Source organism: Variovorax sp. SPNA7 (genome assembly GCF_033807855.1).
GTDB classification, from domain to species: domain Bacteria; phylum Pseudomonadota; class Gammaproteobacteria; order Burkholderiales; family Burkholderiaceae_C; genus Variovorax; species Variovorax beijingensis.
This window is the reverse complement of the sequence record NZ_CP138513.1, coordinates 2,265,943-2,288,445: the sequence shown is the minus strand read 5'-3', so window position 1 is coordinate 2,288,445 and position 22,503 is coordinate 2,265,943. Positions and strand designations below refer to the sequence as shown.

Annotated in this window: 25 protein-coding genes; 7 read left to right on the top strand and 18 right to left on the bottom strand. The window is 70.3% G+C overall.

What is annotated here, in order from left to right; translation table 11 throughout:
• Positions 1 to 345: a hypothetical protein gene (locus RZE77_RS10615; RefSeq protein ID WP_319441797.1), complete on the bottom strand. Its 345-nt coding sequence runs from the start codon at positions 343 to 345 to the stop codon at positions 1 to 3.
• An 18-nt stretch (positions 346 to 363) separates the two neighbouring features.
• Here RZE77_RS10615 and RZE77_RS10610 point away from each other — a divergent pair, with 18 nt between their 5' ends.
• Positions 364 to 1,344 (top strand): SIR2 family protein, encoded by a 981-nt coding sequence (locus RZE77_RS10610; protein ID WP_319441796.1) that lies wholly within the window; start codon positions 364 to 366, stop codon positions 1,342 to 1,344.
• 30 nt (positions 1,345 to 1,374) lie between these two features.
• On the opposite strand, the gene RZE77_RS10605 is transcribed toward RZE77_RS10610, so the two are convergent.
• Together RZE77_RS10605 and RZE77_RS10600 are read right to left on the bottom strand one after the other, a co-directional pair.
• Positions 1,375 to 1,584: a KGG domain-containing protein gene (locus RZE77_RS10605; protein WP_319441795.1), complete on the bottom strand. Its 210-nt coding sequence runs from the start codon at positions 1,582 to 1,584 to the stop codon at positions 1,375 to 1,377.
• Positions 1,585 to 1,682: 98 nt separating this feature from the next.
• A complete protein-coding gene (locus RZE77_RS10600; RefSeq protein WP_319441794.1) occupies positions 1,683 to 2,690 on the bottom strand; it encodes a chemotaxis protein CheB in 1,008 nt (335 codons plus the stop codon).
• Positions 2,691 to 2,808: 118 nt separating this feature from the next.
• Here RZE77_RS10600 and RZE77_RS10595 point away from each other — a divergent pair, with 118 nt between their 5' ends.
• Positions 2,809 to 3,054 (top strand): hypothetical protein, encoded by a 246-nt coding sequence (locus RZE77_RS10595; RefSeq protein ID WP_319441793.1) that lies wholly within the window; start codon positions 2,809 to 2,811, stop codon positions 3,052 to 3,054.
• On the opposite strand, the gene RZE77_RS10590 is transcribed toward RZE77_RS10595, so the two are convergent.
• Both RZE77_RS10590 and RZE77_RS10585 read right to left on the bottom strand, forming a co-directional pair.
• A complete protein-coding gene (locus tag RZE77_RS10590) occupies positions 3,024 to 4,460 on the bottom strand; it encodes a sigma-54-dependent transcriptional regulator (RefSeq protein WP_319441792.1) in 1,437 nt (478 codons plus the stop codon). The genes RZE77_RS10595 and RZE77_RS10590 overlap by 31 nt on opposite strands.
• Positions 4,461 to 4,561: 101 nt before the next feature.
• Positions 4,562 to 4,924, bottom strand: a complete 363-nt coding sequence (locus RZE77_RS10585) for a histidine kinase dimerization/phospho-acceptor domain-containing protein (RefSeq protein ID WP_319441791.1) — start codon at positions 4,922 to 4,924, stop codon at positions 4,562 to 4,564.
• A 177-nt stretch (positions 4,925 to 5,101) separates the two neighbouring features.
• Here RZE77_RS10585 and rpoN point away from each other — a divergent pair, with 177 nt between their 5' ends.
• Genes rpoN through RZE77_RS10570 form a run of 3 tightly spaced genes read left to right on the top strand, consistent with a single transcriptional unit; the run spans position 5,102 to position 7,129 of the window.
• Positions 5,102 to 6,571 (top strand): RNA polymerase factor sigma-54, encoded by a 1,470-nt coding sequence (gene rpoN, locus RZE77_RS10580; protein ID WP_319441790.1) that lies wholly within the window; start codon positions 5,102 to 5,104, stop codon positions 6,569 to 6,571.
• 22 nt (positions 6,572 to 6,593) lie between these two features.
• On the top strand, positions 6,594 to 6,845 hold the full coding sequence (locus RZE77_RS10575; RefSeq protein WP_319441789.1) for a hypothetical protein: 252 nt from the start codon (positions 6,594 to 6,596) through the stop codon (positions 6,843 to 6,845).
• Positions 6,842 to 7,129, top strand: a complete 288-nt coding sequence (locus tag RZE77_RS10570) for a hypothetical protein (RefSeq protein WP_319441788.1) — start codon at positions 6,842 to 6,844, stop codon at positions 7,127 to 7,129. Before RZE77_RS10575 ends, RZE77_RS10570 begins: the two co-directional genes overlap by 4 nt.
• Here the strand turns inward: RZE77_RS10570 and RZE77_RS10565 are convergent.
• The 11 genes from RZE77_RS10565 to RZE77_RS10515 all read right to left on the bottom strand — a co-directional run bounded on the left by RZE77_RS10565 (position 7,120) and on the right by RZE77_RS10515 (position 17,605).
• Entirely contained in the window at positions 7,120 to 7,413 is a 294-nt protein-coding gene (locus RZE77_RS10565) for a hypothetical protein (RefSeq protein ID WP_319441787.1), read from the bottom strand. The genes RZE77_RS10570 and RZE77_RS10565 overlap by 10 nt on opposite strands.
• A gap of 96 nt (positions 7,414 to 7,509) precedes the next feature.
• Positions 7,510 to 8,067 carry a DUF1003 domain-containing protein gene (locus RZE77_RS10560; protein WP_319441786.1) on the bottom strand — a complete coding sequence of 186 codons (558 nt, stop codon included), beginning with the start codon at positions 8,065 to 8,067 and terminating at the stop codon, positions 7,510 to 7,512.
• Positions 8,054 to 8,872, bottom strand: a complete 819-nt coding sequence (locus RZE77_RS10555; protein WP_319441785.1) for a TIGR04290 family methyltransferase — start codon at positions 8,870 to 8,872, stop codon at positions 8,054 to 8,056. The genes RZE77_RS10560 and RZE77_RS10555 overlap by 14 nt, the downstream gene beginning before the upstream one ends.
• Before the next feature lie 26 nt (positions 8,873 to 8,898).
• Entirely contained in the window at positions 8,899 to 9,996 is a 1,098-nt protein-coding gene (locus RZE77_RS10550; protein WP_319441784.1) for a CgeB family protein, read from the bottom strand.
• Positions 9,993 to 11,102 carry a CgeB family protein gene (locus RZE77_RS10545; RefSeq protein ID WP_319441783.1) on the bottom strand — a complete coding sequence of 370 codons (1,110 nt, stop codon included), beginning with the start codon at positions 11,100 to 11,102 and terminating at the stop codon, positions 9,993 to 9,995. Before RZE77_RS10545 ends, RZE77_RS10550 begins: the two co-directional genes overlap by 4 nt.
• Positions 11,099 to 12,220, bottom strand: a complete 1,122-nt coding sequence (locus RZE77_RS10540; protein ID WP_319441782.1) for a CgeB family protein — start codon at positions 12,218 to 12,220, stop codon at positions 11,099 to 11,101. Before RZE77_RS10540 ends, RZE77_RS10545 begins: the two co-directional genes overlap by 4 nt.
• The gene (locus RZE77_RS10535) at positions 12,208 to 13,368 is read right to left on the bottom strand and encodes a glycosyltransferase family 4 protein (protein WP_319441781.1); all 1,161 of its coding nucleotides are present in this window, start codon (positions 13,366 to 13,368) and stop codon (positions 12,208 to 12,210) included. Before RZE77_RS10535 ends, RZE77_RS10540 begins: the two co-directional genes overlap by 13 nt.
• Positions 13,358 to 14,380, bottom strand: a complete 1,023-nt coding sequence (locus tag RZE77_RS10530; RefSeq protein ID WP_319441780.1) for a Gfo/Idh/MocA family protein — start codon at positions 14,378 to 14,380, stop codon at positions 13,358 to 13,360. The genes RZE77_RS10535 and RZE77_RS10530 overlap by 11 nt, the downstream gene beginning before the upstream one ends.
• A 17-nt stretch (positions 14,381 to 14,397) precedes the next feature.
• The gene (locus RZE77_RS10525) at positions 14,398 to 15,351 is read right to left on the bottom strand and encodes an MDR/zinc-dependent alcohol dehydrogenase-like family protein (protein ID WP_319441779.1); all 954 of its coding nucleotides are present in this window, start codon (positions 15,349 to 15,351) and stop codon (positions 14,398 to 14,400) included.
• Positions 15,352 to 15,353: 2 nt separating this feature from the next.
• The gene (locus RZE77_RS10520) at positions 15,354 to 16,490 is read right to left on the bottom strand and encodes an NAD-dependent epimerase/dehydratase family protein (protein WP_319441778.1); all 1,137 of its coding nucleotides are present in this window, start codon (positions 16,488 to 16,490) and stop codon (positions 15,354 to 15,356) included.
• Positions 16,487 to 17,605 (bottom strand): NAD-dependent epimerase/dehydratase family protein, encoded by a 1,119-nt coding sequence (locus tag RZE77_RS10515; protein WP_319441777.1) that lies wholly within the window; start codon positions 17,603 to 17,605, stop codon positions 16,487 to 16,489. Before RZE77_RS10515 ends, RZE77_RS10520 begins: the two co-directional genes overlap by 4 nt.
• Positions 17,606 to 17,847: 242 nt before the next feature.
• Here RZE77_RS10515 and RZE77_RS10510 point away from each other — a divergent pair, with 242 nt between their 5' ends.
• Together RZE77_RS10510 and RZE77_RS10505 are read left to right on the top strand one after the other, a co-directional pair.
• On the top strand, positions 17,848 to 19,002 hold the full coding sequence (locus tag RZE77_RS10510) for an inositol-3-phosphate synthase (RefSeq protein WP_319441776.1): 1,155 nt from the start codon (positions 17,848 to 17,850) through the stop codon (positions 19,000 to 19,002).
• Positions 18,999 to 19,955 (top strand): glycoside hydrolase family protein, encoded by a 957-nt coding sequence (locus RZE77_RS10505; protein ID WP_319441775.1) that lies wholly within the window; start codon positions 18,999 to 19,001, stop codon positions 19,953 to 19,955. Before RZE77_RS10510 ends, RZE77_RS10505 begins: the two co-directional genes overlap by 4 nt.
• Here the strand turns inward: RZE77_RS10505 and RZE77_RS10500 are convergent.
• Together RZE77_RS10500 and RZE77_RS10495 are read right to left on the bottom strand one after the other, a co-directional pair.
• On the bottom strand, positions 19,874 to 20,926 hold the full coding sequence (locus tag RZE77_RS10500; protein WP_319441774.1) for a UDP-glucuronic acid decarboxylase family protein: 1,053 nt from the start codon (positions 20,924 to 20,926) through the stop codon (positions 19,874 to 19,876). The genes RZE77_RS10505 and RZE77_RS10500 overlap by 82 nt on opposite strands.
• 22 nt (positions 20,927 to 20,948) lie before the next feature.
• Positions 20,949 to 22,334 (bottom strand): UDP-glucose dehydrogenase family protein, encoded by a 1,386-nt coding sequence (locus RZE77_RS10495; protein WP_319441773.1) that lies wholly within the window; start codon positions 22,332 to 22,334, stop codon positions 20,949 to 20,951.
• Positions 22,335 to 22,503 lie beyond the last annotated feature (169 nt).

Here is a 22,503-nt window from a genome sequence, read left to right as displayed (position 1 = left end):
TCAGCCGCCGCCGATGCCCACGTTCACCTTGCCGGTGCCGCCGCATTGCGAGCAGGGCTCGCCGTCCTTGCTGCGCCCGCTGCCGCCGCACAGCCGGCACACGGTCTCGCCGGTGCCGGGCGTGCCTTGCGGCGCCTCGTCGCCCGGGCGCATCGGCGGCGACTGCACGAGGTCCACCGACGCGCCCGGGTCTTCCTCGCCCGCCACCGACTGCGCGAATGCGCCGGGGCGGATCTGCTTGACCGAATCCTTCTTCATGCCGCTGGCCTCCAACAGGAAAGTGGAACAGGCATCCAGCATCGGATGCACGCGCGCAAGCGCCGCGCCAGCAGGCAGCCACAGCATTCGTCGGAGAGAGCGCACATGGCGGACAAACGAGCGGGCACGCCGCTTGCCCGCCTGCAGGGTTCCAGGCGCCGCGGCCTTCCCTCCTCGGACACCATGCCGGACAAGAAAAAGCCAGCCCATGCCAGCCGCGCCGGCGGGCGGCGCAGCGCCAAGCCGCGCAACACCGCCCGCATGCCGGCCGACGAACCCGGCGACGAAAAGCTCGCACAGCTGCGCGAAGCCCATCGCCGCGGCAAGGTGGTGCTCTTCGTGGGCGCGGGCATCTCGATGGGGCTGGGCCTGCCGCCATGGTCGGCGCTGATCGAGCACATGGCGCACGAGCTCGGCGTCGATGCGCAGTCCTTCGGCGGCAAGGGCGGCTATCTCACGCTGGCCGAGTACTTCCGCCTCAGGCAGGGGAGCATCGGGCCGCTGCTCGGCTGGATGGACCGCGAATGGCACCGCAGCGGCGTGCGCGTGGAAGGCTCGCGCGTGCACGAGCTGCTCGCGAAGGGCCGCTTCCCGATCATCTACACCACCAACTACGACCGCTGGCTCGAAGCCGCGTTCGAGCACCACAAGGTGAAGTACACACGCGTCGTGAGCGTTGCGGACCTGGCCAGGCTGCGGCCCGGCAGCACGCAGATCATCAAGTTCCACGGCGACCTGGAGGACGATGCCTCGATCGTGCTGGACGAGAGCAGCTACTTCGCGCGGCTCGACTTCGAATCGCCGCTGGACATCAAGCTGCGCGCCGACGTGCTCGGCCGCTCGGTGGTCTTCATCGGCTACAGCCTCGCGGACGTGAACATCCGCTACCTGTTCTACAAGCTCTCGCGGCTGTGGAAGCAGTCGGTGCCCGACGTGGCGCAGCCGGTTTCCTATCTGTTCTCTCCCTCGGCCAACGAAGTGCAGCAGGCGGTGCTCGCGCAGTGGGGCATCGAGGTGATCCCGCTGGCGCGGGACGATCCGTCCAAGGCACTGGTCGAGTTCCTGGAGGCGCTGGTGGGCCGCTAGCGCCTGCTGCAATCCCGGGTTGCCGCGCCGCTACTCCTGCGGCGGCCGCGCCGATGCCGCCCCCTTGGCGCCCAGGCTCTTGGCGCGCGCGTGGCGTGCTTCCTCGGGCGTGAACTCATGGGCCAGGCCCATGGCGTGGGCGGCGCGTCCACCCTGCCTCGCAATCTCCTTCTGCCGCTCGGGGTCCATTCCGGCAAAACCGCGGCGCGGGCGAATGCGCCCTTCATGGTTGTTGTTCATCGACATGCTTTCCCTCGATCCGCGAACACAGTGCGGGCCTGGGCGCGCAACCGCTGCGCACCGGGCCGCTTGGTGGCAAGCGGCGTGCCCGTCACCCGTCAGGCGTCCGGCAACGCGGGGCCGGGCGCCTGCAGCGTGAGCTTGCGCAACGCGGCGCTCGCGGCGGCGAGCTCGTCGGCCTCCCGCAGCAGATCCGCGGCATCGCCGATGCCGTCCCTGGCCTGCACCCGGGCCAGCCGGCGCAGGAGCGCTTCCTTCTCCTGCAGGGTGCGCAGGCCGCTCCACAGCGCCGCGTCGGTCACCTGCTCCTGCGTGGCGGCAAGGCTGCGCAGGCTGAACGCGTGGCCCGTGTGGCAGCGATAGCGCACCGGCTGCTTGTGATCGAGTTCGAACAGCACGCCGCCGCAATCGGGGCAGCTGAACATCGAGGGTTCGGCAATCGCCTTCAGGTTTTCCACGGCGTGGTCTCCCCGTGCGGCCGCGTATTCGCGGCGCAGATCGGACGGCGGCTCGACAGCCGGCAGGTCGGCGCGCGGCTGGGCCAGTTCGAGCAGGAGCCGGCCCATCTCGCGCAGCGCGACCACGTGGTCCACCTGCACCGCGGCCATCGCGCTTTGCGGCATGCTGGGTTCGTGGGCGTCGGCCGGGTCCTGCACCACGGCAATGCCGCCGCAGTCCTTGATGGCGCGCAGCCCCGCGCTGCCGTCGTCGAGCCGGCCCGTCAGAACGACGCCGACGGCGCGCGGGCCGCAGTCCAGCGCGGCGGAACGAAACAGCGGATCGATCGCAGGGCGGGCATGGTGTTCCTTGGGGCCGCGGCTCAGGCGGATCACGCCGCCTTCGAGCAGCATGTGGTGGTCGGGCGGCGCGATGTAGATGGTGCCGGCGGCAGGCACCTCGCCCTCCTTCGCATCGACTGCGCGATTGGGGCCGCGCTCGCTCAGCAAGGAAGCGAGCTGGCTGCGATGGGTGCCGATGTGCTGCACGAAGAAGACCGGCGCAGGAAAGCCGCCCGGCAGCTCGGCGACCAGGTCGAGCATTGCGTAGACGCCGCCCGCGGAAGCGCCGATGAAGACGGCCTGCTGCGAGATCGGTGAATCGGGCATTCTTGTCCTGCTGCGCAAAAAATCAGAAGTGCGCGGCCCCGCTCTTCCCGGCAATCGGCATGCCCGGCGGCGGGCGGCACGCAGCTTGCCGGGCAGCAGGCGATCCGGAGACTTCCGCATGAACGAACTCAGCAGCTACTTCGCCCGCCATCCGCTCGAGAATCCGGCGAACTACCTGGGGACCGACTTCGACCCCGCCGGCGCCGCCGCCTACAGGCTGCGCCTGCGCAGCTGGAAGGAGCGCCACCGGGCGCGGCTGCGCGCTGCGGAGCCAGCCGCCGGCGCGCCTTCGTGCCCTCACCGGCCGGGCCCGATGCAGCAGCCGCCGCCGGCTCATTGCCGGTACTCCTTCAATCTGTTGTAGAGCGTCTTCATGCTGATGCCGAGCAGCGCCGCGGTGCGCTCCTTGTGCCTTCCGCAACGCTCGTAGGTGGCAAGGATGACGCGCCGCTCCACCTCCGCGAGCTGCGTTCCCACCTCCACCACGATGCGGTTCTCGCCCGGGTCCGGCGCCATGGCCGTGGCATCGCCGTGCCGGCCGTTGAGCAGCGGCGCAGGCACGGACGCCGAAGCAGGCGGCATCGGCCGGGCCCGAAGCGCTGCGGGCTCCGCGGCGGTTCCGTCGGGCAGCCATTCCTCGTCGATGTCGTCGCCCGAGGCCATCACCCAGGCCCGCTGCACCGCGTTGCGCAACTCGCGCACATTGCCCGGCCATGGATGGGCGGCCAGCCGAGCCAGCGCCTCCGGCGTGAAGCGCCTGGCGCCGCCTTCCCGGCGCGCGAGGTCCTGCAGGAAGCTCCTGGCAATGAGCAGCACGTCGCCCTCGCGCTCCCGCAGCGGCGGCAGCGAAATCGGGAACACGTTGAGGCGGTACAGCAGGTCTTCGCGCATGGTGCCGCGCGCCAGCGCCTCGGCGGCATCGCGGTTGGTGGCCGCGATGATGCGCACGTCGGTCTGCTGCACCTGGGTGGAGCCCACGCGCATGAAGGTGCCGCTCTCCAGCACGCGCAAGAGCTTCACCTGCAGTTCGAGCGGCATCTCGGTGACCTCGTCGAGAAACAGCGTGCCGCCGTGCGCGCGCTCGAAGAAGCCCTGGTGCTGGCGCTCCGCGCCGGTGAAGCTGCCGCGCTCGTGGCCGAAGATCTCGCTTTCGATGAGATGCGGCGAAAGCGCGCCGCAGTTCACCGCAAGAAAGGGCTGCTCGCGGCGGCGGCTCAGGTCGTGCACCGCGCGCGCGACCAGTTCCTTGCCGGTGCCGCTTTCGCCCTGGAGGAACACCGTCACCGCGGTGCCGGCCACGCGCGAGATCTGGCGGTAGATGCGCTGCATGGCCTGCGAGCGGCCGATCAGGTGCCCGAAGCGCCCGGTCTCGCGCCAGAGCTCCTGCACTTCGTCGAGTTCGGCACGCAGCTGCGACGGGGCGATCAGCCGCGAGAGCAGGCCCTTCAGGTGCTGCGGATTGATCGGCTTGACCAGGTAGTCGGCCGCGCCCAGCCGCAGCGCCTTGATCGAGGTTTCCAGGCTCGCCTGCCCGGTCATGAGGACCAGTACGGTGTCGCTCAGCATCTGCGGGTCGTCGAGCAAGTCGAAGCCCCAGCCGTCGGGCAGGTGCAGGTCGAGCAGCAGCAGGTCGGGCCGCTGCATCGCGACCAGCCGGCGCGCCGCGGCCAGCGAGCTCGCGCTCATCACCGAGTGGCCCTCGCGCGCGACCAGGGCGCCGATCATCCGCGCCGAATCTTCGTCGTCTTCAACAATGAGTGCGTGGCCCAACTTCGTCCCCGGCTTGCTGCGTGGCACATGCGCGCATCAACGCGCGCTCGTCGCTTCCTGTGCAACGATCCTCCCCTGCCCGCCGGCACGCCGCAGACGGCTCAATCGTCCAAGCCGCGTGCGAATTCGTGCAGTCGCTCTGTCAGAGACGTCATACGTGCGACCTGGCGCTCGAGCACCGCGACGGCTTCGCGCTGCACGGCGCCGTCGTCGGAAGTGCGCAAAAGTTCCAGCGCCACGGCCATGGCGCCGATCGGGCTTCTCAGGTCGTGCTCCAGCTGCCTTGCCTGCGCGGCCAGCCGCGCCTGGCGGGCCTCGTGCGCAGCCGCCAATTCCGCGGCGGCGCGCACCGACCGCGCGCGATGCCGCAGCGCAAGCCCCATACCCATGAGCGCAGCGCAGGCACCGGCCAGCACCGCCAGGCGGGCCGGAACGCCGCCGGTTCCGGACGATGGATTCTTCATGACCCGCAGTTTGCGGCAAGGCACTGCGCCTGTCTGCCCCTGGCCCGCCGCAAGATTTGCCGCAATGCTTTCCATGCGCCGCGGGTGCGCCCCTGCGCGTTGCGAACTTTCACTGTATTTGCGGGCTCTCCGGGCACAGGAGCGCCTTGGCACGGCGATTGCGCAGCAGTGCCAGCCATGGACACATCGATTGCCTTGCAGGCCCGCCCGGCGCAGGCCCCCATCTTCTCTCGCCGGCTGCAGCAGGCCGTGCGGCTGCTGCAGATGTCGTCGCAGGAGTACGCGCAGGCACTGAGCGATGCGGCCGAGCTCAATCCCTTCCTGGAGATCGATCCGGCGCCGCAGGACGACGGCACGGGCGAGGCCGCGCCCGCGGCAGGCGAAGCCGCTGGGGCCGCCGAAGCAGCGGCCGACCCTCTCGAAGCCGCCGCCTTCGACCGGGTCACCGCCGCTCCCGCCGCGGGCGAGCGGCACCTGTCGCATGACGAGAGCCTCGACCTGATGCAGCGCCTGCCCTTGCCCGATTCGCTGCGCGCCCACCTGCACGAACAACTCGGCGTGCTGCGCCTTTCCCCGCGCGAGGCCGCGTTTGCGCGCGCGCTGGTCGAGGCGCTCGACGACGACGGCTACCTGCGCATCTCGCTCGAGGACATCGGCGCCGCGCTCGGCGAAACCAGCACCGAGGCCGAGCGCGAACTGCGCACGGCGCTGCGTCGCATCCAGGCGCTCGACCCGCCGGGCGTGGCGGCGCGGGACGTGCCGGAGTGCCTGGGCCTGCAGCTTGGCGCCCTCGCGCATGAATCGCATGAGCCGCACCAAGCCGTCCGGCAGCTCGCGCGCCGGATCCTCCAGGAGCACATCGCCCTGCTGGCCGCACACGAAACCGGCAAGCTGGCCCGGGCACTCGGCGCACCGCCGGAGCAGGTACAGTCCGCCGTCGACTGCATCCGGCACCTGAACCCGCGCCCGGGCTGGCAGTTCGGCGAGACCGCGGCGCGCATCGTGGTACCCGACGTCACGGTCAGGAAGGTGCGCGGCGCCTGGCGAACCTCGCTCAACCCGGGCGCCATGCCGCGCGCCAGGCTGAATGCCGACTGCGCACAACTCTTCGAGAAGCACGCCGGCAACCGGCCCGGCCCGATGAAGGAGTGCCTGGAGCAGGCACGCTGGATGATCGGCAACGTGTCGCAGCGCGCGGCAACCATCCTCGGCGTGGCGCGCGCCATCGTGGCGCGGCAGAAGATGTTCCTCGAGCACGGCCCGCTCGCCATGAAGCCGCTGGGCCTGCGCGAGATCGCCGACGAAGTGGGCGTGCATCCGTCCACCGTGTCGCGCACCGTGCACAACAAGTACCTGGCCACGCCGGCCGGCATCTTCGAGCTGCAGTACTTCTTCTCGCGCGGCCTGAACCACGCCGCCGGCGGCGCGAGTGCGCCGGTGGCGCTGCAGGGCCTGATCCGCGAGCTCATCGCGGTGGAACGGCCGGTGGCGCCGCTCAGCGATGCGGCGCTCGCGCGCCAGCTGGCGCAGCAGGGCTTCCGCATTGCCCGACGCACCGTCACCAAGTACCGCCAGAGCATGAACATCGACCCGTTCGAACGCCGCCGCGCGCCAGGCAAGCAAGCCGGACTGGACGCAGCGCGCTGAAACTGCCAAGAGGAGACCCGCCATGTCCATCGAAACCATGCCCTACCGCTATCTCGCGCGGCTCGCGCGGCAGCGCCTGCCCGTCTTCGTGGCGCGGCCGTCCAAGGTGCGCGTGCTGCGCCGGCTTGCGCAGGCCGGCCATATCGATGCCCGCTTCTATCCGCCCGATCCTTCCGCCGGGCAGTTCGGCGAAGTGCGGGGCCTGACGCCCGCCGGATGGAAAGCGGTTCAAGGCGGCGACGACATGCCGGCGCCCGAGGAGCATTCGCAATGAACACGCCGGACGCAGCCGCCGAGCGCGGCACCGAGGAGCCGGGCATCGACTTCATCTACCGGGGCTGGCACTTCAGGTACGGTGCGCAGCGCACGGGCCCCGGCGTGTACCGCCCCGTGGTCGTGTGCCTCGGCCGGGGGCACGGCGCGGAGGAAAAGGAGACGCTGCCCAACGACACCGACGAGATCGCCTATGCCACCGAGGCCGAGGCGCTGCGGCACGCCGAGCAGCAGGCGATGCGCTGGGTGCACGACCGCACCGGCGACGGCCAGGGTCAGCTCTGACGCAGACTTGCGGGCGCTGCAACGCGGCGCGCCAGCGACAGGCAGGCGGCGCGGCCCTGGGCGGTGATCGAGGTGACGATGGCGCGTTCGATCCTTCGCTCGCCGGTGCGCAGCAGGACGGACGGCTCCGTCAGTGCCTCGACCAGCGACGCGCTGCGCAGCGCGAGGATCCTGTGGATGTCGTCGGGTGCCGAGCACACCACCGGCATCTGGTGGCGCGACAGGAATTCGAGCAGTTCATAGCACTCGGCGGCATGGCCCAAGCGCCGTTGCGGTCTTTTCATGAGGGAACGTCCCGGGCGTTGAAGGTGAAGTGAAGGGAAATGGGGAACCTTCATGCCGACGTGGCAAGCGGCATGCCCGCCTTCCCACGCGCAGCGCTAACCCTCTTCACCGGACGTGCTCGACGGGCGCTCGATGCGGTCGAGCACGCGCTCCGGCGAGACGTTCTTGCTGAGCTCGTCGAGCTCCGGATCCTCCGCGGCCGGAATGTCCATGCGCTTCGCGATCTCTGCGACCAGCGTCACCAGCTTGGTGATCTCGTGCTCGCCCAGCAGGCTGATCTGCAGGTCGAGGTCGGCGCGCTGGTCCGCGATGGCGGCCATGCGGTTCTGGCTGATCATCACGAAGGTGGAGATGAAGATGGCCTCGACCGAGGCGACCATCGCCAGCACCACGAAGGTGGGATCGAAGGCGCGCACCCCGGGCACCGAGCCGAGGTTGACCACGATCCATCCGCCATAGACCAGCAGGTGCAGGTAGACGAACTTCATGCTGCCCGCAAAGCGGGTGATGGCGTCGGCGACCTGGTCCTCGAGGCCGCTGGACACTTTCTGCTCCTGGCGCCGCCGCACCAGCGCAGCGATGTTGCGGTCGATCACGCCCGCCATGCGCGGCTCGTCGCCGGCGCTCCGGGGGCGCGTGTCAGCCGCTGCCACGGACCACCCCCGTGGCCGACTCGTACTGCGAACGGTAGGCGGCGCGGGCCTCCTGCGCATGCGCATCGGGCACGCACAGGTAGATCTCGTGGCCCGGCCGCGCTTCGATGCGAAGGCCGCTGGAGCGCAGCATGGCCTCCACGCCGGCATGGTTGGGCGCCCACCAGTTGGTCGGGTCGTTGGCGAGCCGGTGCTCGATGAAGGCCATGCGCGGCCAGCCGCTTTCGAGCAGCGGCGTGCGGTCGTCGATGCTGCAGTCGGCGGTGTCGCCGTAGACCGAATCGCCCGGCATCGTGAGCGTCTGGAACATCATGATGCGGCCGGTGCGCGCAGCCAGCAGGTCGAGCGCGAGCAGCGGATAGCGCAGGTGATAGAAGACGCCCATGAACCAGACCAGGTCGAAGCTTTCGCTCTCGCGCGCGAGGTCGTACACCTGCATCTCGCGGAACTCGACCTGCGCCTCCAGCCCCAGCTGGCGCGCCGCCCAGCGGGCCTGCGCGAGGTAGTGCGCATCGACGTCGATGCCCAGCACCGAGGCCCCGCGCCGCGCCAGCTCGAAGCTGTAGAAGCCGGCATTGCAGCCGACGTCGAGCACGCGCCATCCGCGCAGGTCTTCGGGCACGAAGGGCTTGATCTCCTGCCACTTGAAATTGGGGAAGTCGCCGCCCAGGAAATGCCGGGGCAAGGTCTGCACGCCGCCCGGCAGGTGCAGGTTGTGGAACCACGGGGCCAGGTCCTCGATCTGCCGGCGAACGGCGACCTGGTCTTCGGCCGCTTCGGCGCGGCGGGGGTTGTGCATGCGCATGCCGTCGTCCTCCTCTTCAGGTTTCATCAGGCCGTCTCGCGCATCCGCAGCAGCGTGCGCGCATGGCCTTCGAGTTCCGCGGCCCGGTGCGCGGCGGTGTGCTCCGACAGGATGCGCCGGCGCGCGCGCTCGCCGGCCGCGCGGCGCTCTTCGTCGGGCATTCCCTGCAGCAGCCGCAGCACCTCGGCGGCGGTGCCGGCGAGGAAGATCTCCTTGCCCGGCACCAGCAGCGACTCGATGCCGTCCCAGCGGTCGCTGATGATCGGCGTGCCGCATGCGGCGGCCTCGAAGATGCGCACGCTTGGCGACCAGCCGGCCCGGATCATGTCGGCGCGCGTCACGTTGAGCGTGAAGCGCTGGCGGTTGTAGAAGGCGCGGTGCTGCGCGGGCGGCAGGTGCGCCGTGTAGCGCAGGTTCGGCGGCCAGGCGATGCCGCCCGGGTACTGCGCGCCCGCCACTTCGAAGCGGCCCCGCGGCCACTGGCGCGCCGGCGAAATCAGCAGCGCCTCCAGCGTCGGCTGGCGGTCGTCGCTGTAGGTGCCCATGTAGCCGAGGTCGCAGTCCTGCACCACCTCTTCGGGGTAGTACAGCTCGGGATCGACCGAGCAATAGAGCACGCGCGCCGCGGGCGAACCGAATTCGCGCTCCAGCCGCTCGAGCGTGGGGCCGCCGGTGAACGAGAGGTACAGGTCGTAGCCCGCCACCTGGCGCGGCGCGAGGTAGGCGGTGCCGCCGCGCGCGAGCCCGGCCAGCGTGACCGGCGTGTCGATGTCGTAGAAGGCGCTGCGGCCCGGCGCCTCGGACTGCACCCAGTCGCCCACGGCCACGCCGTCGGGCACGAAGGAGCCGACGATCACCAGGTCGGCCTCGGCGACCTGCGCCGCATGCCTGCGCTGCAGCTCGGCCAGGTCCGCATACAGCGCGGTGCGCCCGAACGGCGGGTTCGGCAGGTCGCGGTGCCCGGCGTACCAGGGCACGTCGCGTTCGAGAAACAGCACGTCATGCCCGCGCCGCACCAGCTCGCGCACCAGGCCGCGGTAGGTGGTGGCGTGGCCGTTGCCCCATGACGAGGTGATCGAGAGCCCGAGGATCACGATCCTGAGCGGTGCGCTTTGGCTCTTCATGCGAGCACCTCCTGCGGCTGAGCGGCGTCGCGGCCTTCGAGCAGCGCTTCGAGCTGCGCAGCGCGGTGCGCATAGGTGTGCTCGGCCAGCACGCGCCGGTACGCGGCCTCGCCGATGCGGCGCGCCGCCTGGGCATCGAGCGCCTGCACGTGGGCGGCCACCTCGTCGCCGCTTTCTGCCACCAGCACTTCCTTGCCGGGCTCGAGAAAAAGCTCGACGCCTTCCCACGCATCGGTGACCAGGCAGGCGGCCGCGCCGGCGGCCTCGAACACCCGCGTGGCCGGCGAGAAGCCGTAGCGTGCCATGCTGTCGCGGCTCACGTTGAGCACCGCCATGGGCGTGCGGTTGAATGCGTTGTGGTCGGCCGTGTAGACATGGCCGACGTTGCGCACATTGGCCGGCATGGCCTTGCCGTCCCAGCCGCTGCCGCCGAGCAGGAAGCGCCGCGCGGGCAGCAGACCGGCCGCCCGCAGGAAGAATTCGTCCACCCGCGCCTCGCGGTCCGGCAGCCGATTGCCGAGGAAGCCCAGGTCGGCCTCGAAGCGCGGATCCGGACCCACCGGATGGTGCGTGGACGGATCGAGCGCGTTGTAGATCGGCACGCAGTCGCGCGCGCCGACGCGGCGGTAGGCCTGCACCACCGGGTCGCCGCCGCCGTAGGTCAGCACCATGTCGTAGCGCGGCACCAGCGCATGGAACGGATCCGCGGGGTTCGCCTGCAGGCGGTCGAGCGTGGCGGGCGCATCGACGTCCCAGAACACCACGCGCGTGCCGGGGCCCTGCAGGTCGAGCACCGCCTCTTCGAGCAGCGCATCGAAGACGCCGACGCCGCTGGCCTTCACCACCAGGTCGGCGCCGCGCGCATGCTCGACCATGCGGCGCGCGTGGGCATCGCCCTCGCCGGGGTAGACGATCACCTCGGCCCAATCCGGGTCCTCGATGTCGCGGTGCTGCTGGCGGCCGAAGGCGTCGGGCTCGTAGAAGCGCACGCGGTGGCCGCGCGCATGCAGCGCGCGCACGATGCCGCGGTAGTAGGTGGCGGCGCCGTTCCAGTAGGCCGACACCAGGCTGGAGGCGAAGAAGGAGATGTTCATCTTGCTGTTCATGCGGCAATGCTCCGGAGGGGGGTGGGTTCGCCTTCGAGTTCGGCGTGGATGGCCAGCAGCTCGTCCACGCGGTGGGCGCAGGTGTGGCGCGCGAGCACGGTGTCCAGGCCCTGCTCGCGCAGCGCGCGCGCCAGCTCCTTGTCGTGCAGCACGTCGCGCAGGCGGCGGCGCATGGCCGTGCCGTCGGCCGCCACCAGGAAATCGCGGCCCGGCGTGAACAGGCCCTCGGCGTCGTTCCAGGGTGCGCAGACCAGCGGAATGCCGCAGGCCAGCGCCTCGAACACGCGGATGGTCGGAATGCCCGGCAGCGCCCCGGCATAGGGCCGGCGCGGCACGTGCACCGTGACGCGGTGGCGCGCAAAGACGCGCGGCGCGCGGTGGTTGGCAAGCCAGCCGCCGTAGCGGATGCCGGCCGCGCGCAGGCGCGCGAGCGCCCGGTCGGGATAGCGCACGCCGTGCACCAGGGCCTTCAGCCGCAGATCGCGCACCGGGCCAAGCAGGAATTCGTCGAGCTCGGCTTCGCGTTCGTCGTCGCCCCAGTTGCCGATCCACACCAGGTCGCCCTCTTCCGTCTCGTCGGCCAGCGGATGGAAGTGCCGCACGTCGGCGGCCTCGTGCCAGGTCCAGGCGCGCTGCGCCCAGCCGCGGCTCTTGTACAGGTCGCGGATCACGTTGCCGAAGGCCAGCACGCCGTCGTAGTGCGCGAGCTCGTAGGCGGCCATGCTCTTTTCGTCGGTCGCCGAGCGGTGGTGCGTGTCGTGGAAGAAGAGGCGGTAGCGCGCGCCGCCGCGCCGGTGCAGGCCGATGCGGCGCACCAGCCCGTGGTCGTTCCATTCGTGCACCAGCACCACGTCGGCGCCGTCGAGTGCCTGGTCGAGGTCGAGCGTTGCGGCGTCGAAGGGCGTGCTGTGCAGCTCGGGGTAGACGCGCGCGAACTCCTCGAGCGGCGCGCGGCCATGCTCGGCCTGCAGGTTGACGCGGCTCCATGCATCGCGCGGCTCGTACACCGCGAGCTCGTGGCCGCGCGCCAGCAGCTCGCTGCACACGCCGCGCAGGAAGTGGGCGTTGCCGTGGTTCCAGTCGGACACCAGCGAATGGCAGAACATCACGAAGCGCATGCGTTCTCCTCGGCTTTCCGGCGCGAGCGCCTGCGCGGCGGCGCACCGGCCGCGGCCGGCGCAAGCAGGCGCGCATAGGCCGACAGGTAGGCGTCCACCATCCGATCGGGCGTGAAATGCCCTGCGCGCGCCAGCGCCTTGCGGCCCATCTGCTGCAGCAGCGGCGGATCGCCGATCAAGCGCATCAGCGCGGCATGCAGCGCCTCGTGGTCTTCGGGCGGCACGTAGAGCGCGGCATCGCCCCAGACTTCGCGCAGGCTCGGCACGTCGCCCAGCACCAGCGCGCACTGCGACAGGCCCGCTTCGAGCACCGAGAGGCCGAAGGGCTCGTAGCGCGCAGGCAAGGCATAGATCGATGCACGCGCGAACTGCGCGGCCAGCGCGTCGGGCGGCAGTTCGCCGAGCCAGTGCACGCCGGGCGTCCGGACGATCTCGCGGACGCCGGCGCCCGGCGGCGCCGCCGGTCCGGCCACGCGCACCGGCCAGGGCAGCCGGTCCGCCACGGCCGCGAGCGCCTGCAGGTTCTTGGCCGCATCCCACAGCCTGCCGGCCGAGAGGATGAGCGGCTCCTTGCGGCCCGGCGCGAACATCGCGCCGCTGCGGCCGTTGGGCAGCACGAGGCCGCCCTGGATGTACCCGTAGTCCAGCGCCAGCGACGAGAGCATGGCCTCGGTGGGCGCGCCGACAAGCTGCGCGCCGGCCAGCCCCTGCCGCACCGCATCGCGATAGCTGTTCCACTCCGCCGGCGCAAGCTGCCGGTGCACCGCGCGCCACCACGAGGCCACGCACGAATGCGCCACCACCAGCTTGGGCGCCGCGAACGGCAAGGCGCCGAAGGCGAACTGGTTCAGGTGCACGGCATCGGGGTGCAGGGCTGCATCGAGTTCGAGCAGCCACTCGCCGGCGCGACGCACGTCGTTCCATGGATCGTCCATCCATTCGAGCCGCCACTGGCTCTCGTGCAGTTCGATGCTGGAGATCGATGCCGCCTGCCGGCGCTGCGCGGGCGTGAGCGGCACGCCCATGGTGGCCAGCGACACGCGCACGCCGCGCGCGCCGAGCCCGGCGGCAAGTTCCAGCGCGTGGCTCCAGACGCCGCCCACGGTGTCGGCCGTCATGAGCACGTGGCGAATGGCTTCAGCGTTCATAGATCGCATCCAGCACTTCCGCCACTACTTCGAGCCGCTCGATCTCCGGATCGAAGGCGTTGCCCTTCGCCAATGCGCGGGCCCAGTGCACCGCCGCGCGGCCGCCCCAGTCGTCGGGCGGCTCGGCGAGCGGCATGGCGCGCGTGCCGTCGAAGCGCTCGGCCACGAAGTCGTAGAACGAGCCGCCGACGTTGCGCAGCGCCGCGCCGCCGCGCGTGCCGTGAAAGCTGGCCTCGATGACCGCGTCGCGCCCGGCCGGCAGGTTCCACGAACATGCGAGCCGCAGCACCGCGCCGCCTGCGAGGTCGATCTGCGCCACCGCATGGTCTTCGACCAGCGCAGACGGCAGTTCAAGGCGCCGGCCGCCCGCATGGAGGCGGCTCGACACCGCCTCCACCCGCGGAAAGCCGAGCGTCCACAGCGCCAGGTCGATCATGTGGATGCCCAGGTCGATCACGCAGCCGCCGCCCGAAAGCGCCGGGTCGCGGAACCAGGGCTTGTCGGGCCCGTAGGCGTTGTGGAACACGAGATCGACCGCGTAGACCTCGCCGATGCCGCCCGCCGAAACGAGCTCGCGGATGCGCTGCATGCCCTGCGTGTGCCGGTACGACAGGTCGACGCCCAGCCGCCGGTTCGCGCGCCGCGCCGCGTCGATCACGCCGCCGGTTTCCGCCGCGGTCCGCGCGAGCGGCTTCTGGCAGAACACCGCCATGCCGCGGGCCAGCGCCGCCTCGGCCTGCTGCGCATGCAGCGCGCTCGGCGTGGCGATCACCAGGCCGTCGAGCTCGCAGTCGAGCAGCGCATCGAACGAGCCCAGGCCGGCCGCACCGGGCGCGAGCGCGCAGGCGGCCTCGCGCGCATCGGCATGGGCATCGGCAATGGCCGCGATCTGCGCCGAGCCGTCGCGCGCGATCGCCTCCATGCGGTTGCGGCCGATCCAGCCGACACCGAGGAAGCCCAGCCGCGGCCTGCGAAGCCGGGTGGCCTGCTGCGGCGCATCCATCGCAGCCATGTGCTCTTGCGGCGCCCTCACGTGGTCACCACCGCTTTGAGAAAACCATCGGGCCGCGTGCGCGTGAGTTCGAGCGCCTCGCCCAGCCGGTCGAGCGGCAGCCGGTGCGTGAAGAGCGGCTGCGCATCGAGCGCGCCCGACGCCATCAGCTCGACCGCTTCGCGGATGCCCTGCACGTACATGCGCGGATCGCGCTCGTGCGCGTTGACCACGTCGATGCCGCGCCAATTCCACATCTGCATGTTGACCTGGCGCGTGCCGTCCTGGTGGTAGCCGGCAATGACGAGGCGGCCGCGCTCGCCCGTGATCTCGCCGGCCAGGTCGAGCGGCCATTGCAGGCCGACGGCCTCGATGGCGCGCTCGCACAGCTTCTGGTCCGTGAGGCGCTTCACCTCGTCGACGATGCGCCAGTGGTCGTCCATCACGAGGGTGTGCGCGGCGCCCGCCTCGCGCGCCACCTCCAGCGCAAAGGGCCGGCGCGAAATGGCGATGACCCGCGCGCCCGCCTGCGCGGCCAGCCGCGTGAGCACCGCGCCCAGGAAGCCGATGCCCACGATGGCCACCGTCTGCCCGGCCTTGATCTCGCTGCGGCGGAAGATGTTGACCGCGCAGCCCAGCGGCTCGCCGGGCATGGCAACGCCGGCCAGCGATGGCGGCAGCGGCACCACCGCGCCCGCATCGGCCACGTCGTACTCGGCATGCGCGCGGTAGGTGAGCGCGGCCACGCGGTCGCCGACGGCCAGGCCTTCCACGCCCTCGCCCAGCGCCGCCACGCGGCCCCAGCCTTCGTGTCCCGGCGCGCCCGCGGGCTGCGGATAGTCGAACCATTCGCGGCCCTCCCACAGCGGCAGGCTGGAGGCGCACACGCCCGAGCCTTCGAGCCGCAGGAGCACCTGCCCTGCCGCCGGCTCGGGCCTTTCCACACGCTGCAGGACCGCCTGTCCCGGCGAGGCGATGACGCTGGCGAACATGCTCACCTCCCGGTCATTGCGAGCAGAGGGCGGCGCTGGCCGGCCTTGCGCGCGGTGGTGGCGGCCGGCTCGGCCCGCATCTGCCGCAGCCAGCGGTGCAGCCGCTCGATGCCCTGCTGCGCACCGACGGCCGGGCGCCAGCCGGTGGCGGCCTCGAAGCGGCGCGTGTCCGACACGTAGTAGCGCTGGTCGCCGGTGCGCCAGTCCTCGTGCAGGGTGGCGGGGCGCTCGCCCTCCAGCACCTCGATCTGGTCGAGCAGGTCGAGCAGGCTGATCACGTTGCGCGGGCCGCCGCCGATGTTGAAGGCGCCGCCGGCGAGCTTGCCGATGTTGCGCTGCGCGAGCGCGAAGGCCTCGACAAGGTCGTCGACAAAGAGAATGTCGCGCACCTGCCGCCCATCGCCGAACAGCGTGATCGGCTCGCGGTCGAGCGCGCGCAGCAGGAAGTGCGCGACCCAGCCCTGGTCCTCGGTGCCGAACTGGCGCTGGCCGTAGATGCAACTCATGCGGAACACCACCGTCTTCATGCCGTAGCTGCGCGCATAGTCGTGCACGTACTGGTCGGCCGTTCCCTTGGAGCAGCCGTAGGGGCTGTGGAAGTCGAGCGGCCGCGCCTCCGAGATGCCGTGGCGCGCAATGTCCGCCGCCACCGGCCGGTAGCGCTGGCCTTCCAGCTTGAGCTCCACGTCCTCCAGCCCGCCGTAGACCTTGTTGGTCGAGGTCATCAGCACCGAAGGCGGCACCGGTTGCGCACGCGCCGCCTCGAGCACGTTGAGCGTGCCCAGCCCGTTCACCGCGAAGTCCTCGCGCGGATCGGCCAGGCTGGTGGTGACCGCCACCTGCGCCGCAAAATGAAAGACATGTTCCGCGCGCGCCACTGCGCGTGCCACCGCGGCGGCGTCGCGGATGTCGGCCACCATCACGTCGAGCCCGGTGGGATGGTTCTCCTCGAGCCAGGCGAGGTTGCGTTCCACGCCGGGACGCGAGAGGTTGTCGAGCACCAGCACGCGGCGTCCCTCGGACAGGAGCCGGTGCGCCAGATTGGCGCCCACGAAGCCCGCGCCGCCCGTGATGAGCGTGACGCGGTCCCTGCCGTCGAGCGCGCGCCGGGGCGTGATGACTGCGTCCCGGCTGTTCATAGGGCCAACCCGCGCGCCGAAAGCTCTGCACTCGCCTGCGCCACGCGGTCCACCGCCGCCTGGCCCTCGAGCCAGGCCGCGAGCTCGGCCAGGCCGTCCTCCAGGCTCACGCGCGGCGAGTAGCCGAGCACGCGGCGCGCCTTGGAGATGTCCGCATAGCAGTGCCGTATGTCGCCGACGCGGTACTTGCCCGTGATCTCGGGCAGCAGGTTTTCCTTGCCCACCGCCTCGGCCACGCGCTCGGCGATGTCGCGCACGCTGCGGGCCTCGCCGCTGCCGATGTTGAACACCTCGCCCGCGGCGGCCGGCATCTCCAGCGCAAGCCGCGAGGCGCGCGCGATGTCGTAGACGCTCACGAAGTCGCGCTGCTGGTGGCCGTCCTCGAAGATCCTCGGCGGGCTGCCGTTGAGCAGGCGCGAGGCAAAGATCGCGAGCACGCCGGTGTAGGGGTTCGACAGCGCCTGGCGCGGCCCGTAGGCATTGAAGAAGCGCAGCGCCACGGTGGGTATGTTGTAGGCGCGGCCGATCATGAGGCACATGCGCTCTTGATCGAACTTGGACAGCGCATACACCGAGGCCAGCGCGGGCACCTTGTCCTCCGGCGTGGGCGCGGGCACCAGCGGCACGCCGTCCTCGTCGCGCCAGTCCCAGTCGCCGCGCCGCAGTTGCTCCAGCGTGCGCTCCTGCACCGTGCGCAGCTCGCCGCCCGCGGTGCGGTAGAGGCCTTCGCCGTACAGGCTCATGCTCGAGGCCACGACCAGCCGCGAGACGGGCTTCTCGATCAGCGCCTCCAGCAGCACCGCCGTGCCCAGGTTGTTCACGCGCGTGTAGTGCGCCACCTCGTACATGCTCTGGCCCACGCCCACGGCGGAGGCGAAGTGATAGACCGCATCGACGCCCCTGAGCGCGCTGCGCACCGCGGCCGGGTCGCACACGTCGCCGACCACCAGTTCCACATCGGATTCGAGGTAGTCGGGCCTGCGGCCGCTGTCGCCGTGCACCTGCGGCGCCAAATGGTCCAGCACGCGCACGCGATAGCCATGGGAGAGAAGCTCGTCGGCAAGATGCGAGCCGATGAAACCGGCCCCGCCGGTGATGAGAATGTGCTGCGACATGAAAGCCCTTTTTTGTTGGTGTACGCCGGCGGAGCATCCATGGGAGAGCTGCTCGGAAACGCCTTGGCGAAGCTTGAAATTCGGGCAGGAACTGCCGCTTGCATGTGCGAAGGTACTTACCTGTGTGTAGGCGCGATGCCCTGTTACGCCACTGCTGAGTTGGCTCCGGCGTAGATTGGCAAGCAACAAAGCATCAACGCCTGCTGCGCGCGTTCGCGGCGGCATTCGCAAGGGACTCCGACATGAGCAAGATACGTGTGGCAATCGTGGGCGTGGGCAACTGCGCCTCCTCGCTGGTGCAGGGCGTGCACTTCTACGGCAGCGCCCAGGGCAGCGACTTCATCCCCGGCCTGATGCACCTCGACCTGGCGGGCTATCGACCTTCCGACATCGAGTTCAGCGCGGCCTTCGACGTGCATGCGCAGAAGGTCGGCCGCGACCTGGGCGAAGCCATCTTCGAGGCGCCCAACAACACCATCCGCTTTGCCGACGTGCCCGCGCTCGGCGTCACCGTGCAGCGCGGGCCCACGCACGACGGCATCGGCACCTACCTGAAGGAGGTGGTGCCGCTGTCGCCGGCCAGGGCCTGCAACGTGGCCAGGGTGCTGAAGGAAACGCGCACCGACGTGGTCGTGTCCTACCTGCCGGTGGGCTCCGAGAAGGCCACGCAGTGGTACGCCCAGCAGGTGCTCGAGGCCGGCTGCGCCTTCGTCAACTGCGTGCCGGTCTTCATTGCCTCACGCCCCGAATGGGAGCGGCGCTTTGCCGAGCGCGGCCTGCCGGTGATCGGCGACGACATCAAGTCGCAGGTGGGCGCCACCATCGTGCACCGCATCCTCACCGACCTGTTCAGGAAGCGCGGCGTGCGGCTGGACCGCACCTACCAGCTCAACTTCGGCGGCAACACCGACTTCCTCAACATGCTGGAGCGCGAGCGGCTGCTGTCCAAGAAGATCTCCAAGACCCAGGCCGTCACGAGCCAGCTCGGGCATCCCATGAAGGGCTCCGACGTGCACGTGGGCCCGAGCGACCACGTGCCCTGGCTGGCCGACCGCAAGTGGTGCTACATCCGCATGGAAGGCACCACCTTCGGCAACGTGCCGCTGCAGTGCGAGGTGAAGCTCGAGGTCTGGGATTCACCCAACTCCGCCGGCGTGGTGATCGATGCGGTGCGCTGCGCCAAGCTCGCGCTCGACCGCGGCGTGGGCGGCGCGGTGCTGGCGCCCGCGAGCTACTTCATGAAGTCGCCGCCGCAGCAGTTCACCGACGACGAGGCGCGCGAGCTGGTGGAGGCCTTCATCCGTGGCGACGCCGAGGCCGCCGCGCCGCCGGTGCGCAAGCCGCAGGCGCACGCGTCCGCGGTGCGCCATGCCAAGAAGAGGAGCAAGCTCGCATGATCGAAGCGGTCAAGTTCTGGAACGAGCCCAACAACAAGTCGCACTGGGACCTGGAGCTCGACCCCGACTGGTCGGCCTACGCACGGATGGTCAGGCTCGCCTCCAGCGCGGTGCGCGCCGAGAACAGCGCGCTCACGCAGGTGCTGGGCGGCATTTCGCCGATCGATGCGCACTTCATGGCCGGGCTGCGCGACCGCGGCGTGCTCGACGGGCTCGACGCGGTGGCGGTGCATGGCTTTCCGCTCGACTGGAACAACTGGCAGATCCACGAGTGGCCGCGCCGCATCGCGGAGATCGAGGCCGTCACGCACCTCCCGGTGTGGGTGACCGAGGTGGGCGTGTCGACCTTCGGCGCCGAGGAAGTGCAGGAGTTCGGGCTGCGCCGCACGGCCGAGCTGCTGATCGGCCGCGTACCGCGGATCTTCTGGTATTCGCTCTACGACCTGCCGCAGGCCTGGCCCGCCACCACGCGCCACCGCGAGGCCGAGGGATCGAGCTACTACCGCCACTTCCACATGGGGCTGCTGCGCGAAGACGGCACGCCCAAGCTCGCGTGCGCGCAGTTCGCCGGCTACACGCCCGCCATGGGCATCTGCCAGTGGTTCCACTTCGAGGACCACCGGCTCGACGACGCGGTGCGCTGGCTCGAGCGGCTGGGCGTGCGCCAGCTGCGCACCGGGCTCAGCTGGGCCGACAGCTATCGCCCCGATGCCGACCGCTGGTTCGACCGCCAGATGCGCGCGCTGGAAGACTTCGACGTCACGCTCACCTTCTGCTTCACGCCCGAGCACCGCGGCATTGCGCCGCACCACACCAGCCCGCCGCAGCAGCCCGAAGAGTTTGCCGAGTTCTGCGCGCGCATGGTCCGGCGCTATGCATCGAACGGCGCATGCACGGTGATGCCGTTCACCGAAGCCGGCACCACCGCCGCACCGCGCGCGCCCGCGCGCTGAACCGCCGGCAGCTCGCCGGCCGTGAGCAGGCCGTCGAAGTACTCGATGGTCTTGCGCAGGCCCTTCTCCAGCTGCACGCGCGGCTGCCAGCCGAACAGCTCCTTCGCGCGGCGGATGTCGGGCCGGCGCTGCATCGGATCGTCCGAGGGCAGCGGCTCGAACACCAGCTTCGATGAAGACCCCGTGAGCCGGATCACCTGCTGCGCGAGCTCGCGCACGGTGAACTCCACCGGGTTGCCGATGTTCACCGGCTCCGGCTCGCCCGGCGCCAGCTCCATGAAGCGGTTCAGCCCCTCGACCAGGTCGTCGACGAAGCAGAAGCTGCGCGTCTGCAGGCCTTCGCCGTAGATGGTGATCGGGTCGCCGCAGAGCGCCTGCACGATGAAGTTCGACACCACGCGCCCGTCGCGCGGATGCATGCGCGGGCCGTAGGTGTTGAAGATGCGCGCCACGCGAATATCCACCCCGTGCTGGCGGTGGTAGTCGAAGAACAGCGTCTCGGCGCAGCGCTTGCCCTCGTCGTAGCAGCTGCGCACGCCGATCGGGTTCACCTTGCCCCAGTAGCTCTCGGGCTGCGGATGCACGTCGGGGTCGCCGTACACCTCGCTGGTGGAGGCCTGCAGGATGCACGCATGCACGCGCTTGGCCAGGCCCAGCATGTTGATGGCGCCGTGCACGCTGGTCTTGGTGGTCTGCACCGGATCGTGCTGGTAGTGCACCGGCGACGCCGGGCATGCGAGGTTGTAGATCTGGTCCACCTCCACGTAGAGCGGCAGCGTCACGTCGTGGCGCATCAGCTCGAAATGCGGATTGCCCAAAAGGTGCTCCACGTTGCGCCGCGTGCCGGTGAAGAAGTTGTCCACGCACAGCACGTCGTGGCCCTGCGCCAGCAGCCGCTCGCACAGGTGGCTGCCCAGGAAGCCCGCGCCGCCGGTCACGAGAATGCGGCGCTGGTTGTTGTAGACACGCATGATCAAAGCTCCTGTGGTGTGTTCATCGGCCGATGGCGATGTAGTCGAAACCCTGCAGCCGTATTTCCGGGTCGTAGAGATTGCGGCCGTCGAAGATCAGCGGCTGCCGCAGCGCCGTCTTCAGCGCACTGAAGTTCGGGCTCTTGAAAGCCTTCCAGTCCGTCAGCACCACCAGCGCATCGGCGTTCTCGGCGGCCTGCATCGGGTTGTCGACATAGCCCAGGCGCGCCAGCAGCTCGGGCATGCCATCCAGGTCGCCCGCGAGCACCCGGCGGGCCTCGGCCATGGCCACCGGGTCGTGCGCCACCACTTCGGCGCCGCGCACCAGCAGCGCCTTCAACACGATGCGGCTGGGCGCCTCGCGCATGTCGTCGGTGTCGGGCTTGAAGGCCAGGCCCCAGATGCCGAAGCGGCGCCCGCGCAGGTCCTCGCCGAAGCGCCGCACGATCTTCTCGATCAGCACCAGCTTCTGCGCATCGTTCACCGCGCGCACCGCCTCCAGCACCTGCAGCCGCTGGCCGTGGGTGGCGGCCGTGTGCACCAGCGCCTGCACGTCCTTCGGAAAGCAACTGCCGCCATAGCCGAGGCCGGCATACAGAAAGCTGTAGCCGATGCGCGGGTCGGAGCCCACGCCCCTTCGCACCTGCTCGATGTCCACGCCCACCTTCTCCGCAAGATTGGCGAGCTCGTTCATGAAGCTGATGCGCGTGGCCAGCATCGCATTGGCCGCGTACTTGGTGAACTCGGCCGCCTTCACGTCCATGTGGATGATGCGGTCGCGCTGGCGGCTGAAGGGTGCGTAAAGGCGTGTCATCACCTCGCGCGCCTGCCGCCCCGCCTCGCCGGGTTCGGTGCCCACCACGATGCGGTCGGGCCGCATGAAGTCGTCGACGGCCGCGCCCTCCTTCAGGAACTCCGGATTCGACACGATCGCCACGGGAATGCCCTGCAGGCTGCTGCCGGCGGCATGGTCGCCGCTGCTGCGGCGCGCCGACAGCTCTTCCTCGATGGCGGCGCGCAGCTTGCCCGCGGTGCCCACCGGCACGGTGGACTTCTCCACCACCACCTTGAAGCCCTGCATGTGGCGCCCGATGCTGCGGCCCGCGGCAAGCACGTACTGGAGGTCGGCGCTGCCGTCCTGGCCCGGCGGCGTGCCGGCCGCGATGAAGATCAGGTCGCCGTGGTGCACCGCGTGCGCCACGTCGGCCGTGAAGTGCAGCCGGCCGGTGCGCACGTTGCGCTCGACGAGCTGCGGCAGGCCTTCCTCGTGGATCGGCACGCCGCCGGACTGGAGGATCTCGACCTTGCGCTGGTCGACGTCGAAGCAGCAGACGTCGTTGCCGAGTTCCGCCAGGCAGCTGCCCGTGACAAGGCCTACGTAGCCGATACCGAGGACTGAGATTTTCATGGATGGGTCGCGTGAAGTGCCGGGTCTGGGTGTTGGTGTAAGCGCCTTGAAAAAAACCTAGCAGAAATTTTTTGCGGAAGGAACAGGACAGCACCTTCGCGCGCAGTTGACTGCATTGATGAGCACAAGCGGCCATGCCGCGGGCATGCCGATTGCCGGGTTGCGGGCA